This is a genomic window from Janibacter hoylei PVAS-1, from assembly GCF_000297495.1.
GTDB lineage: Bacteria > Actinomycetota > Actinomycetes > Actinomycetales > Dermatophilaceae > Janibacter > Janibacter hoylei.
The window spans coordinates 1-13031 of sequence record NZ_ALWX01000051.1 but is presented as its reverse complement, the minus strand read 5'-3'; the positions used below and the strand labels follow the sequence as shown (position 1 = coordinate 13031).

General features: G+C 72.1%; 12 protein-coding genes, 2 rRNA genes and 1 pseudogene. All 15 read right to left on the bottom strand.

The window, feature by feature from the left end; all coding sequences use genetic code 11:
- Positions 1-453, bottom strand: coding sequence for a glycosyltransferase family 4 protein (locus B277_RS18425; protein WP_007928234.1), 453 nt, complete (start codon positions 451-453; stop codon positions 1-3).
- Positions 454-661: 208 nt separating this feature from the next.
- Positions 662-1039 (bottom strand): annotated as a pseudogene (locus tag B277_RS20345) (glycosyltransferase); the annotation flags it as partial.
- On the bottom strand, positions 1036-2223 hold the full coding sequence (locus B277_RS16085) for a lipid II flippase MurJ (protein WP_083853746.1): 1188 nt from the start codon (positions 2221-2223) through the stop codon (positions 1036-1038). The pseudogene B277_RS20345 and the gene B277_RS16085, both read right to left, overlap by 4 nt.
- A 424-nt stretch (positions 2224-2647) precedes the next feature.
- Complete coding sequence (locus B277_RS11025; RefSeq protein ID WP_007928227.1) at positions 2648-3445, bottom strand: hypothetical protein; 798 nt, start codon at positions 3443-3445, stop codon at positions 2648-2650.
- Positions 3442-4419 carry a copper transporter gene (locus B277_RS11020; RefSeq protein ID WP_007928226.1) on the bottom strand — a complete coding sequence of 326 codons (978 nt, stop codon included), beginning with the start codon at positions 4417-4419 and terminating at the stop codon, positions 3442-3444. Before B277_RS11020 ends, B277_RS11025 begins: the two co-directional genes overlap by 4 nt.
- The gene (steA, locus tag B277_RS11015) at positions 4416-5600 is read right to left on the bottom strand and encodes a putative cytokinetic ring protein SteA (RefSeq protein ID WP_007928224.1); all 1185 of its coding nucleotides are present in this window, start codon (positions 5598-5600) and stop codon (positions 4416-4418) included. The genes B277_RS11020 and steA overlap by 4 nt, the downstream gene beginning before the upstream one ends.
- A gap of 31 nt (positions 5601-5631) precedes the next feature.
- Positions 5632-7362, bottom strand: coding sequence for a DNA repair protein RecN (gene recN / locus B277_RS11010; RefSeq protein ID WP_007928222.1), 1731 nt, complete (start codon positions 7360-7362; stop codon positions 5632-5634).
- Between the two features lies 1 nt (position 7363).
- Positions 7364-8278, bottom strand: coding sequence for an NAD kinase (locus B277_RS11005; protein WP_007928220.1), 915 nt, complete (start codon positions 8276-8278; stop codon positions 7364-7366).
- Positions 8275-9081: a TlyA family RNA methyltransferase gene (locus tag B277_RS11000; protein ID WP_007928218.1), complete on the bottom strand. Its 807-nt coding sequence runs from the start codon at positions 9079-9081 to the stop codon at positions 8275-8277. The genes B277_RS11005 and B277_RS11000 overlap by 4 nt, the downstream gene beginning before the upstream one ends.
- A 4-nt stretch (positions 9082-9085) precedes the next feature.
- On the bottom strand, positions 9086-9271 hold the full coding sequence (locus B277_RS10995) for a hypothetical protein (RefSeq protein ID WP_007928216.1): 186 nt from the start codon (positions 9269-9271) through the stop codon (positions 9086-9088).
- On the bottom strand, positions 9264-9710 hold the full coding sequence (locus B277_RS18170; RefSeq protein WP_007928214.1) for a hypothetical protein: 447 nt from the start codon (positions 9708-9710) through the stop codon (positions 9264-9266). Before B277_RS18170 ends, B277_RS10995 begins: the two co-directional genes overlap by 8 nt.
- Positions 9711-9739: 29 nt before the next feature.
- Positions 9740-10723 carry an HAD-IIA family hydrolase gene (locus tag B277_RS10985; protein ID WP_007928213.1) on the bottom strand — a complete coding sequence of 328 codons (984 nt, stop codon included), beginning with the start codon at positions 10721-10723 and terminating at the stop codon, positions 9740-9742.
- Positions 10720-11460, bottom strand: a complete 741-nt coding sequence (locus B277_RS17535; protein ID WP_007928212.1) for a tetratricopeptide repeat protein — start codon at positions 11458-11460, stop codon at positions 10720-10722. The genes B277_RS10985 and B277_RS17535 overlap by 4 nt, the downstream gene beginning before the upstream one ends.
- Before the next feature lie 373 nt (positions 11461-11833).
- A 5S ribosomal RNA gene (gene rrf / locus B277_RS10975) occupies positions 11834-11950 on the bottom strand.
- 96 nt (positions 11951-12046) lie between these two features.
- Positions 12047-13031 (bottom strand): 23S ribosomal RNA (locus B277_RS18165); the annotation flags it as partial.

The window sequence follows — 13031 nt, the reverse complement described above, 5'->3', positions numbered from 1 at the left end:
CTACGTCACGTCGGACAGTGCTCGGTACCTGAGGGTCCACCGAGTTGCGCTCTCCTCGAGCCCGTCCCACGTCGCAGCCCGTTGCCGGGCCCGCGCGGCCGCCGCCGCTGCCCGGTCCGGGTGCTCGAGCGTGGCGGTGACGGCCCGCGCGAGGGGCCCGACGACGAGGTCGTCGTCGCCTTCGACGAGCAGGCCGACACCGTCGACGAGATCGGGCAGGCCCCCGACGCGTCGGGCGACGACGGGTGTCCCGGCGGCCATCGCCTCCTGGACGACGAGCGCTCGGGCCTCCCACTCGCTCGGCACGACGAGGGCGTCTGCGGCGAGCAGCCAGGGTGAGACGTCGCGGACCTCCCCGAGCCGGTGCAGCTCTCCTCCGGCTGGCAGCGCCTCCTGCCCCGGGCCGAGCAGCGCCCACTGGCCGGGGGCTCCCTCCGCGGCCGCCTGCAGCACGGCGATGCCCTTCTGCGGGGGCGACGCGGGCGATGGTGAGGACCAGGGGCACGTCCGGCTCGAGACCGTGGTGGCGCATCAGGTCGGTCCGGTGGTCGGCGCGCCAGCCTTCACGGTCCGTGGCGAGCAGCGCCGGCACCCGTGGCGAGGGCACCTCGGCCAGCTCGGCCCGGCGGGCACCCATGGCCAGGGCGTCGGAGACGAGGTCGCTGCTCGCACCCGTGACGAGGTCGGCTCGGCGCATCACTGCCTGCGCGACCGTCTGCCCGACGAGGCGTCGCGGCGAGGCCCCGGAGCCGCGCACGGGGTTGTGGAGGCTGATCACGGTGGGTGGACCACCCAGCACCGTCGCGGCGACGAGGCCGGCACGGAAGCCGTGGGCGTGGACGACGTCGGCGCCGCGCGCGTGTCGGCGCACCTCTCCCACGGTCAGTGGGGCCGTGCCCGGCAGGTCGAACCGGGCCCGGGTCCCGGGGTCGGTCGCCACGTGCACGTCGTGGCCGACCGCCGCGAGGGAGCGGGCGAGGTCGGCGACGTGGGTGCCGATGCCGCCGGCGGCGGTGGCCAGGCAGAGCAGGACCCTCATCGGCTCCTCCGTCCCGCGAGGCGGGCCATCCCGGGCGCCCGTCGACGAAGGGAGGGATCGCCTGCCGCACCGACGGCGAGGGTGGCACCCGCGAGGCCCACGGCGGCCAGGGCACCGCTGAGTGCGGCCGCCGGGGTGGAGGTCGGCCAGTGGTCGGCCGCGAGCACGTGCCCCGCAGCCGCGACGACGAGGACACCGATGGCGAGCACGAGCGAGGTCGTGAGCCGCTGGAGGGCCTGGCGCCCCCAGTCGTGCCGCACCCGCACGACCAGTCCCGCGCCTGCTGCCCACATGCCGAGGCTCGAGGCCGCGCCGAGGACGACGAGGGTCCGCTCTGGGCCGGCGCCGGGCTCGAGCAGGAGCACCGGCAGGCCGGCGGCGACGAGCCAGCCGACGGCCATGACGGCACCGGCGGTCAGGGCCCGCCCGCGGGCGTAGAGCGCTCGCAGGGCCACCGCGGAGAGTCCGAAGCCCACGAGTCCCGGGGCCATGGCGACCACCGCGGCCGGCATGCTCGTCAGCGCCGTCGAGCCGCCGTCACGATCGATGGCGGAGAAGACCGTGCCGATGGGCTCGGCCGCGAGGACGAGCGCCCCGGCTGCCGCGCCCGAGAGGACGACGACGGCGCGCAGCGCAGCGGCCAGGGTGCCGGTCGCCCCGTCGGAAGGGTCCCCGTCGGCCGCCGCGGCCAGCACGGGGAAGACTGCGGTCGCCACGGGCACGGCGAGCACGGCGTAGGGCAGCAGGTACAGGGCCTGGACGTAGTTCTGCACCACGAGCGTGCCGTCCCCTCCGATGCGGTTGGCCACGGCGAGCGTGACGAGCACGGCGACCTGCTGGGCCACGAGGGCGACGACGCCGGCCCCGGCGAGCTGACGCGCCCGGTGGGCGCTCTCCGGGGTGAGCTGCCACCGCGGGCGCAGTCGGATGCCGGCACGCAGCGCCACGACGAGGAGCGGCAGCGACAGTGCCACCACGCCGAGGGTCGTCCCACCGCCGAGGAGCAGCAGCTCGCCGGTCGTCACCTCCGCGGGTGAGGTGCCGGGCGGTACGAGCAGCGCCCACGCGAGATAGGTCGCGATGACGACGATGCTGGAGAGCAGCGGGGCGAGCGCCGCCGCGAGGAAGCGCCGGTGCGCCTGCAGGATCCCCGAGACGACGATGCCGAGACCGTAGAGGAGCACGTTGGGGGGCGAAGGAGCAGCAGCAGCCGCGTGCCGAGGTCGACGGCCCCGTCGACCTCGAGGTCCCCAAGCAGCGCCCGGCTGATGAGTGGCGCGCCGAGCCCGATGACGAGGGTGAGCGGGAGGAGCACGGCGAGTGCCCGGGTCAGCAGCGCGGAGGCCACGTCGTCGGCGCTCTCGCGATCAGCGCCCGCTCCCTCGACCGTCGCGATCCGGTGGGCGACGAGCGGCACGACGACGGCCGCGAGGATCCCTCCGGCAGCGATCTCGTAGACGATGTTGGGCACGGTGTTGACCGTCTGGTAGACGGTCCCGACCCCGGTGGCCCCGACCGCCCAGGCGAAGACGAGCCACCTGAGGAAGCCGACGACGCGGGCCGCCGCGGTCACGACGGCGACGGTGCCGGCGTCCCGGGCGACCCGGCTCACCGCGGCCTCCCCCAGGCGTCGAGCTCGCGCAGGCCGGGGGTCGACTCGATGACCCGGGTGAAGCTGACCCGCTCCGACGCGAGGGTCAGCCCCGTGACGGTCGCGGCGGCCACGAGCCGCCCTCGCGGGCCGAGACCGCGCACCGCGGCCAGGCCGAGGAGCCCGCCGAGGGCGTTGGCACCGCAGTCTCCGAGCATCGACTCGCCGGCGAGGTCCTCCGGCAGCACGGCGGCCGCCCCCACGAGGGCCGAGGCCATGGATCGGGAGCGCCCGGGCGCGAGCAGGGCGAGTCCGGCCGCGGTCGTGACCTTGAGGGCACGACCGGGGCGCAGGTCGAGCAGGTTGACGAGGTTGGCACTCCCCGCGACGAGTACCGCGTCGACGGCCGGCATCGTCCACGCGTCCGCTGGCCGCCGCTCCAGCAGGGCCGCGGCGACGCCGGTGGCCCCGATCCCGCCGATCTTGAGCGCACCGGTCGTCACCCGGCCGCGCCGCAGGGCGGTCAGGTGTCCGCGCAGCCCCTTGGTGCCGGTGTCACCGACGAGGTCGTCGAGCGCACCGAGCAGGCCCGGGACGACCAGGACCAGCACCGCGGAGGGAGTGGGCCGGGGTCCGACGAGCACTCCGGCGACAGCGGCCGAGACGGCCGTGGGTCCCTCGAGCAGGGTGACCTCACGGCCCGCGTGGTTGGTGCGCGCCCAGCGTGCCCGGGTGCGTCGCCCCAGCAGCTGCCACCCGCTCGTGAGCGCCCGTGCGGCGACCACCGTGGTCGTCGCGGCCGCGATGTGCCTCACGACGTGGCCGGGAGCGGCCCGTCGACGCTCTGGCCGAGCCCGTAGTGCCCCGAGGCGCCCTCGCGCTGCTCGACGAGGGCGAGCACGATGGCCGCCCGGCCCATGGGGACGGCGGGGACGTCCACGGTCGAGACGCCCTCGGCCATGGAGCCGCGGGTCCTGGCCATGGTGACCGGGGAGGCGTCACCGGTGCCGGTGGATGCCTCTGCGGAGGCGAGCACGGTGCCGTCCGCACGGACCTCGATGAGGTGGGCGAGGGCGACCCAGGCACCTGCGGTCCGCTCGGCGGCCCGGTCGACGGTGTCCCCCTCAGCGGCGTCGGTCGCGGGGACCGGTCCGCCGATGACGACGACGAGGTCCGCTGCCCGCGGCGTGTCGTCTGGTCCGTCCACGAGGTCCGCCTCGGTGAGCCGCGTCCACGCCTTGTCGCGGGCCGCGTCCGTCACGGTCCCACTCCCCCGCTGGTCCGTGGCCGTGAGCACGGTGGCGAGCGCTTGGTCGATCTGCTGGGCGCCGTCGGGCACCGCGGGCTCGACCCCGAGGTCGTCCAGCGCGGCCTCGCCGACCTCGGTGCGTTCGCTCGTCGCCGCGTCGTCGTCACGCGCCCAGTCGGCCGAGACCTCGACGCTCGGGCCGACGCTCGCGCCGGCCTGCTCGAGCGTGGTGCGCACCGCGTCGACGTCGTCGTCGACGGCCTCGGGCAGGGAGACCACGGTGACGCGGCGGTCGGTCAGCTCGCCGGAGACGACCGCCTGCAGGGTCTGCTCGTCGTAGGCGTCGCGGCCCTCGATCTGGCGCCGCTGGTCGGCGTTCTCGGCCCGCAGCTGCTCCTTGTCCTGGCGCAGCTTGGTGACCTCTCCGGACAGGGTGCTGCCGATGTTGTCGTTGAGGGGCCCGGCACCGAGAACGATCCCGATCGACAGCGCGATGAGCACAGCCGCCAGGGAGACGAGGTGGTACCTGAAGTCGATCACGTGAGGAGTCCTTCGACGAAGGCCCAGAGGTCGTCCCAACGAGCCCCGAGCAGTTGCAGTGTGGCCTGTCCGGTCGGCGTCGCCCAGAGGGCGACGAAGAGCGAGAGCAGGCAGACGATGCCGAGGCCGACGAGGGACCACGACGAGATCCGGGTGCGGTAGAGGCGGCTGACCCCCTTCGCGTCGATGAGCTTGCTCCCCACCCGCAGCCGGGTGAGGAAGGTGCTCGACATGCCGGCCCGCCCCTTGTCGAGGAACTCGACGAGCGTCGCGTGGGTCCCGACGGCGACGATGAGCGTGGCTCCCTTGTCGTCGGCGAGCAGCATCGCGATGTCCTCGCTCGTGCCCATGGCGGGGAAGAGCACCGGCGTCACGCCGAGCGACTCCACCCGGGTGACCCCGGGCGATTTGCCGTCACGGTAGGCGTGCACGACGACCTCCGCACCGCTGTTGAGGACGGCGTCGGAGACGGAGTCCATGTCGCCGACGATGAGGTCGGGCCGGTGCCCGGCCTCGACGAGCGCGTCGGCCCCGCCGTCGACGCCGATGAGGACCGGCTTGTACTCGCGGATGTAGTGGCGAAGGGCGGCCAGGTCCTCCTTGTAGTGGTACCCCCGCACGACGATGAGCACGTGACGCTCGTAGAGGTCGGTCGCGATCTTCGGGACACCGACACCGTCGAAGAGCAGGTCCCGCTCCTGGTTGATGTACTCCATCGTGTTGGCCGCGAAGGCCTCGAGCTGGTCGCTCAGCCCGGCCCGGGCGGCCTCCATGGCCGGCGTGAGGCTGGCGTCCTCCCAGAGCCGGCCGGTGATGCTCTCCCCGCGCTCGAGGTGCAGGGTGTCCCCGTCGAGACCGGCGCGGGCCCCGTCCTTGAGCCGGGACATGATCGTCTCGTCCTCGATGTCGAGCAGCGGGATCCCGGCGTCGATGAGGATCCTCGGGCCGACGTTGGGGTAGCGACCGCTGATGGACCGGCCCGCGTTGACGACGGCGAGCGGGCGGCACGCGACGAGCGCCTCGCCGCTCACCCGGTCGATGTCCGTGTGGTCGATGACGGCGATGTCGCCGGGCCGCAGACGCTTCGTGAGGTCCTTCGTGCGTCGGTCGACCTTCACGGGACCGTGGAGTCCGGGGAGTACCGGCTCACGGGACGCGTCGCGGGTCAGTCGAAGGGCCATCCGGTGCATCGTCCCATGAAGCGCCGCGGATTCATCGCCGACACTGCTCGAGCAGCTCTTCAGCGTGCCGCAGACCGACGCTCGAGTCGTCTCCACCCATCATCCGGGAGAGCTCGGAGAGGCGCTCCCGGCCCTCGACGACCCGCACCCCGCTCGACGTCACCTGGTCACCGTGGGCCTTGTGGACGACGAGGTGACGGTCGGCGTGCGCCGCCACCTGGGCCAGGTGGGTCACGACGATGACCTGGCTCGTCCGAGCCAGCGCGGCCAGCCGCGCACCCACGTCCAGCGCGGCCCGTCCGCCGACCCCGGCGTCGACCTCGTCGAAGACGAAGGTGGGGACCTGGCTGCGTCCCGACCCCGCCGTCGCCACCTCGATGGCGAGCATGATCCGGCTGAGCTCTCCCCCGGAGGCCGCCTTGGCGACCGAGCGCGCGGGCGTACCCCGGTTAGCGGCCACCCGCACCTCGACGGTGTCGGCGCCCTCGGGGGACACGCGCAGGGTCTCGCCGCTGGGACCGGGCATCTCGAGCCCGCCCTCGGCGCGGGGCTCGACGACGATCTCGACCCGGGCCTTGGCCATGCCGAGGTGGCCGAGCTCCTGCTCGACCGCTGCGGACAGCCGCTCAGCGGCTTCGGTCCGCGCGTGGGTGAGCGCGACGACCCGCTCGGCCAGCAGCGCGGCCGAGGCAGCGACCTGCTCGGTCAGCTCCTCGATGCGCTCGTCGGCTCCCTGCAGGCGCAGCAGCCGCTGGCGGGACTCGTCGCGGTGGGCGAGCACGGCGCTGATGTCGTCCCCGTAGCGTCGGGTCAGCTCCCGCAGGGCTGCGATGCGGGACTGGACCCCGGCCAGGCGCGTCGGGTCCGCCTCGACGTCGGCCGCGTAGGCCGACAGGTCGGTGGCCAGGTCGGCGGCGAGCACCCCGACCTCCCCGAGACGCCGCTGGACGTCGGCGAGCTCCGGATCGTGCTCGGCGATCCGGCCGATCTCGTCCGCGGCCCGGGCGATCCGGCCGACGACGTCGTCACCGGCGAAGCTGTCCGGGTCGGACAGCAGTCGGTGCGCGGAGTCCGCGCCGGTGCGCAGCTCCTCCGCGTGGCCCAGGCGCTGCGCCTCGGCGGCCAGCTCGACGTCCTCGCCCGCGGCCGGGTCGACCTCGTCGATCTGCTCGAGCTGGTGGGTGAGCAGCTCGACCTCGCGCAGGCGGGTGCGCTCGCCCTCGACGAGCTCGTCGAGCTCCCCCTTCGCGTCCTGCCATGCCGCGAAGGCCTCCCGCACCTGCTCGGCGGGGCCGGCCACGGCATCACCGCCGAAGACGTCGAGCAGGGCCCGGTGCTGCGCCGGGCGCCGCAGGCGCCACTGGTCCGCCTGTCCGTGGACGGCGACGAGGCCCTCGCCGAGGTCGGTCAGCACGCCGACGGGGGCCCGGCGGCCGCCGACGTGGGCGCGGGAACGCCCGACGGCAGAGACCGTGCGGCTGAGCAGCAGCTCGGGCTCGTCGGCGACGCCCCCGGCCTCCTCGGCGGTCCGTCGCGCGGGGTGGTCCGCGTCGAGCTCGAGCTCGGCCTCGACGACGGCCTCGTCGCTCCCCGAGCGCACGAGACCGGCGTCGGCCCGCCCTCCGAGCACGAGACCGAGCCCCGTGACGACCATCGTCTTGCCCGCTCCCGTCTCACCGGTGACGACCGTCAGGCCGGGGTCGAGCGTCAGCGTCGCGTCCTCGATGACGCCGAGGTCGCGGATGTGCAGCTCGCGCAGCATGTCAGCCGCCCTGGCGGGAGCGGCCGCGCCACCCGTGGACGGAGAGGTCGAACTTCGCGACGAGTCGGTCGGTGAAGGGTGAACGGCTGAGCCGGGCGAGCCGGACCGGCTGGGCCGAGCGGCTCACCTCGATCCGCGCGCCGGGGGGCAGGTCGACCGCGCGGCGCCCGTCGCACCACAGGACCCCGTAACCCTCGGTACCGGGCACGAGGTCGACCGCGAGGTCCGAGGTCGGCGCGACGACCAGCGGCCGGGCGAAGAGCGCGTGGGCGCTGATCGGGACGACGAGCATCGCCTCGACCCCGGGCCAGACGACCGGTCCGCCGGCCGAGAAGGCATAGGCCGTCGAGCCGGTCGGGGTGGCCATGACGACCCCGTCGCAGCCCCACGTCGACAGGGGGCGGCCGTCGATCTCGACCGTGAGCACGAGCATCCGCTCGCGCGAGGCCTTTTCGACCGTGACCTCGTTGAGCGCCCAGCTGCGAGCGATCTCCCGCCCGTCGAGGGTCGCGACGACGTCGAGCGCCATCCGCTCCTCGACGTCGTAGGCCCGCTCGACGATGTGGTCGACCGTGGCCTCGACGTCCTCGCGCTCGGCCTCGGCCAGGAAGCCGACGTGCCCGAGGTTGACCCCGAGCACCGGCACGTTGGCGCTGCGGGCCGTCTCGGCCCCGCGCAGGATGGTGCCGTCACCGCCGAGCACGACGACGAGCTCGACGTCGGCGGCCGGGTCGTCGCCGTCGTGGACGACGACGACGGGGTGGCGGCCCAGCGTGGTGTCCGCGAGCTCGCCCGCCGGCAGGCGCACCTCGATCCCGGCCTCGGTCAGGCGGTCGGCCACGCCGATCGCGACCTCCAGCGCTTCGGGTCGTCCGGGGTGCGCGAGCAGCAGCACCCGACGTCGGGTCGCGCTCATCGTGCCTCCTCCTGGGCCAGGTCCTCGGCGATCACCTGCTGAGCCTGCCACGTCAGCCCGACACCGCTCCGGCGGGTCAGGTGCACCAGGTACTCGTGGTTGCCCTCTCCCCCGCGCAGGGGGCTACGAGCCAGTCCCAGCACAGCGAAGCCGGCCTCGGCGGCCCCGGCAAGCACCCCTTCGATCGCCTCTCGTCGCGCTGTGGGGTCGGTGACGACCCCGCGACGGCCGAGCCCGTGCCGGCCCACCTCGAACTGCGGCTTGATGAGCAGCACCGCCTCTCCCTCGTCCGTGAGCAGCCCGTGGATCTCCGGCAGCACGAGTCGAAGGGAGATGAAGCTCAGGTCCCCGACGGCCAGCTCGACGCGCCCGCCGATGTCCTCGCTCGTCAGCCCGCGGATCGAGGTGCCGCTCAGGTCCCGCACCCGCGGGTCGGCCGCCAGCTGCGGGGCGAGCTGGTCGTGGCCGACGTCGAGCGCGATGACGTGCGCCGCCCCGTGCTCGAGCAGCACCTGGGTGAAGCCCCCGGTGCACGCGCCGATGTCGATGCAGCGGCGCCCGGCCACGACCGCGTCGAAGCTCTCCAGCGCGCCGAGGAGCTTGGCGGCGGCTCGACCGACCCAGTGGTCGCCGTCGGAGGTGACGCGCAGGTCCGCACCGACGCAGATGCGCGCCGAGACCTTCGTCGCGGGCACGCCGTCGACCGTGACCTCCCCGGCCTCCACGAGTTGACGTGCCCGGCTGCGGCTGCGCGCCAGACCTCGCTCCACCAGGGCCTGGTCGAGCCTCGACGTCTCGGTCACGCGATCAGGACCCGAGGTCCGACAGCCGTGAGGTCAAGGTCGCGTGGACGGCCTCGCCCGCCGCCAGCACGGCATCGAGGTCTGCGGTGTCGACGGCGTCGAGGTCGGTGAGTGCGGAGTCGACGACCAGGTCCCCCGTCTCCGGGGCCGGCGTCACCTCAGAGGTCGTGTCGGTCTGGTCCTCAGGCACCGGGGTCCACCTCCGGGGTCGCCGCGGTCTTCTTCACCGGCGCCTTCTTGGCCGAGGCCTTCTTGGCCGGAGTCTTCCGGGTGACAGTCTTCTTCGTCGCCGTCTTCGTGGGCGCCTTCTTCGTCGCGGTCTTCACGGGCGCCTTCTTCGCCACGATCTTCTTCGCCGGCACCTTCTTGGCTGCAGCCTTCTTCGACGGTGCCTTCGTGGCGGCGCCGGCGCCCCCTTCGTCTCGTGCTCGCAGCGTCGAGCTGAGCGCGTCGAGATCGGCTTGCTCCTCCTCGGGCCAGACCGACTCGACCGTCTCCCGGTCACTCGTCGGCGTCGTAGCCGTGGTGACGAGCAGGGTGTCGGCGAGGCGCACGACGTCCAGCGCACGGTCCAGGGTGGTCTCGGTGACCTTCAGTCCCAGGTGGATGAGTCCGCGTAGGGGGTCCACGTCACTCCTCGGGGTCGGGTGGCACCACGCTACCCGCTGCCGAGGAGCGTTCCCGCGGTGTCAGCACTGATGCGGCCGGCGTCGACCTCCTGCCAGAGCACGTCGAGTGCTGCTCGCACCGCGTCGAGGCCCTCCCCCTCGACGACGAGACCGCCGTCCCACGTCGCTCGCCCGGTGCCACGGATGCACCACGAACCGTCGCGCCGCGCCTCCGGGTACTCCTCGAGCAGACCCCGCAGGTCGGCGATGACGTGGGTGGGCCGCCTCTCCGGCGGAGCCGATGCGGCATCTCGCACCGAGTGCACTCCGGTCAGCACGAGGGCTGCGTCCATCCCCGTGGCGTGCGCACCCGCGATGTCGGTCTCGAGCCGGTCTCCCACGGCGAGCAGTCCGGCCGGCTCGACGCCCAGGCATCGCGCCGCCATGGAGTACATCGGCGGGTGGGGCTTGCCGATCACCTCGGGGTCGACCTCCACGGCGCGACGCACTGCAGCCACGAGCGCTCCGTTGCCCGGAGCCGGCCCACGCTCGGTGGGCAGGGTGGCGTCCTCGTTCGTCACGACCCACCGTGCGCCCGCGCGCACGGCGTGGGCGGCCTCGCCGAGGTCCGCAGCGGTCACCCCGGCTCCGTATCCCTGGAGCACGGCGACGACGGCGGTGCCGTCAGCGGGAACGGTCGGGAGCAGCCCGACCTCGTCCAGGGACTCCGCCACCCCAGGGCCGCCCACGGCCATGACAGCGCTCCCCGGCGGGAGCTGCTCGCCGAGCACCTGCGCGGCCGCCCGCGACGAGGTCAGCACGAGCTGGTCACGGACCTGCACCCCGAGAGACCGCAGTACCTCGCCCACCGCATGCGGACTGCGCGAGGCATTGTTCGTGGCAAAGACCACGGGCACGGGCAGGGCGTTGATCGCCTCGACCGCGTGCTCGATCACCGTGGGCCCGGCGACGACGACGCCGTCGAGATCACAGACCAGACCGTCGTAGCCGGAGATCAGGCCGAAGGGGGTCACGCCGACCCCGGCGCCTCGCCCTCACCCTCGGCGATGGCGACTTCTTCGAGGCGGACACCGTCGAGCTCCTCGACCCGCTCGATCGCGTCCGTCTCGCCGTCCTGGTCGGCCACTGCTGCCTTGGCAAACCAAGCCCGGGCATCGTCGTCGCGGCCGACCTCGAGGAGCGCGTCAGCGTACGCATACCAGACGCGGGCCGCCCAGGGCTTGTTGCCGACCTTGTCGACCTGACCCTGCAGTGCCAGCACGGCGGCCTGCGGCTGACCCATGTCACGACGGATCCCGGACCCGACGATGAGCAGCTCGACCTGCTCCTCCTGGCCCAGCTGGCGCGCCTCCGGCGACCCGAGGAGCTCGAGCGCCCGCGCCGGACGGCCCAGGCCACGCTCGCAGTCGACCATGAGGGGCAGCAGGTGCGACGAGCCGCTCAGGCGACGCACGGTCCGAAACTCGGTGAGAGCGCGCGCGAAGTCGCCCATCCGATAGGCCACGAAGCCCAAGGCCTCGCGAGCCGCCGGGACACGGCCCGCCCGTCGCACTGCGGTCTCGGCGTGCGCCAGGGCACCGTCCAGGTCCTCCGCCTCGAGGAGTGCAGCGACCATGACGAGGTGCTGGGCCACGCCCTCGGCGTTTTCCTTGCTCAGGGTTCGCAGCTGCTGACGGACGCTGCGGTCGATCTCGGCCCCGGTGACGTCCGGCGCGATCGCCGGCTCGGGCTTGCGCCCCTCCTTGGGCACCAGCCGAGAGCCTCCGCGGGTGTTGTCGTCACCGTTGCGGTTCGTCCCGCCGCGCTCCGGTCGAGGGGACCGGTCGTCACGGCCGCCCGCTGGCCGGCCGCCGCTGGGGCGACCACCCTGTGGGCGTCCGCCGGACGGTCGGCCACCACCGGAGGGGCGTCCACCGGGCCGACCGGGGCGTCCGCCGCCTCCGGGTCCACCACGACCACGATCCGGTCGGTTCGACCTCTCGTCCACGACCAACAACCTCTCTCGACCTGGGCCCCTGACAGGGCAACACTCCCCTGATGGGGCGTGGATTGCAAACATGTGATGCCCGCGGAATGTGCGAGAGCCCCCAACGACTCGTTGGGGGCTCTCGACTTCAATGTTTGTCCGGCTGCGTCCTACTCTCCCACACCGTTCCCAGTGCAGTACCATCGGCGCTGAAGGGCTTAGCTTCCGGGTTCGGAATGGGACCGGGCGTTTCCCCTTCGCTATGACAGCCGAAACTCTATGGAAATACGTGGACAGTGTCCCGACCGTATCTCGGGAACTGCACAGTGGACGCGAGTCAATCTTTTGTTACGCAACACAAGGTTGAGTGTGTATCAAGTCATCGGCTTATTAGTACCAGTCAGCTCCATGCATTGCTGCACTTCCACATCTGGCCTATCAACCCAGTAGTCTACTGGGAGCCTCTCGAACCGAAGTTCATGGAAACCTCATCTTGAGACATGCTTCCCGCTTAGATGCTTTCAGCGGTTATCACTTCCGAACGTAGCTAATGAGCGGTGCCCTTGGCAGAACAACTCACACACCAGAGGTTCGTCCAACCCGGTCCTCTCGTACTAGGGTCAGCCTCTCTCAAGTTTCCTACGCGCACAGCGGATAGGGACCGAACTGTCTCACGACGTTCTAAACCCAGCTCGCGTGCCGCTTTAATGGGCGAACAGCCCAACCCTTGGGAGATACTCCACCCCCAGGATGCGACGAGCCGACATCGAGGTGCCAAACCATCCGTCGATATGGACTCTTGGGGAAGATCAGCCTGTTATCCCCGGGGTACCTTTTATCCGTTGAGCGACGGCGCTTCCACAAGCCACCGTCGGGTCACTAGTTCCGACTTTCGTCCCTGCTCGACATGTCTGTCTCGCAGTCAAGCTCCCTTGTACACTTGCACTCGCCACCTGATTGCCAACCAGGCTGAGGGAACCTTTGAGCGCCTCCGTTACATTTTAGGAGGCAACCGCCCCAGTTAAACTACCCACCAGGCAATGTCCCTGATCCGGATCACGGACCGAGGTTAGATAACCAGAACGACCAGAGTGGTATTTCAACGATGACTCCACACACACTGGCGTGCATGCTTCACAGTCTCCCACCTATCCTACACAAGCCGTCCCGATCACCAATACCAAGCTATAGTGAAGGTCCCGGGGTCTTTCCGTCCTGCTGCGCGTAACGAGCATCTTTACTCGTAGTGCAATTTCGCCGAGTTCGCGGTTGAGACAGTGGAGAAGTCGTTACGCCATTCGTGCAGGTCGGAACTTACCCGACAAGGAATTTCGCTACCTTAGGATGTTTATAGG

Coding starts and splice junctions, on each gene's coding strand:
- steA (WP_007928224.1), bottom strand. CDS start 5,600: ATGGCCCTTCGACTGACCCGCGACGCGTCCCGTGAGCCGGTACTCCCC.
- recN (WP_007928222.1), bottom strand. CDS start 7,362: ATGCTGCGCGAGCTGCACATCCGCGACCTCGGCGTCATCGAGGACGCG.
- B277_RS11005 (WP_007928220.1), bottom strand. CDS start 8,278: ATGAGCGCGACCCGACGTCGGGTGCTGCTGCTCGCGCACCCCGGACGA.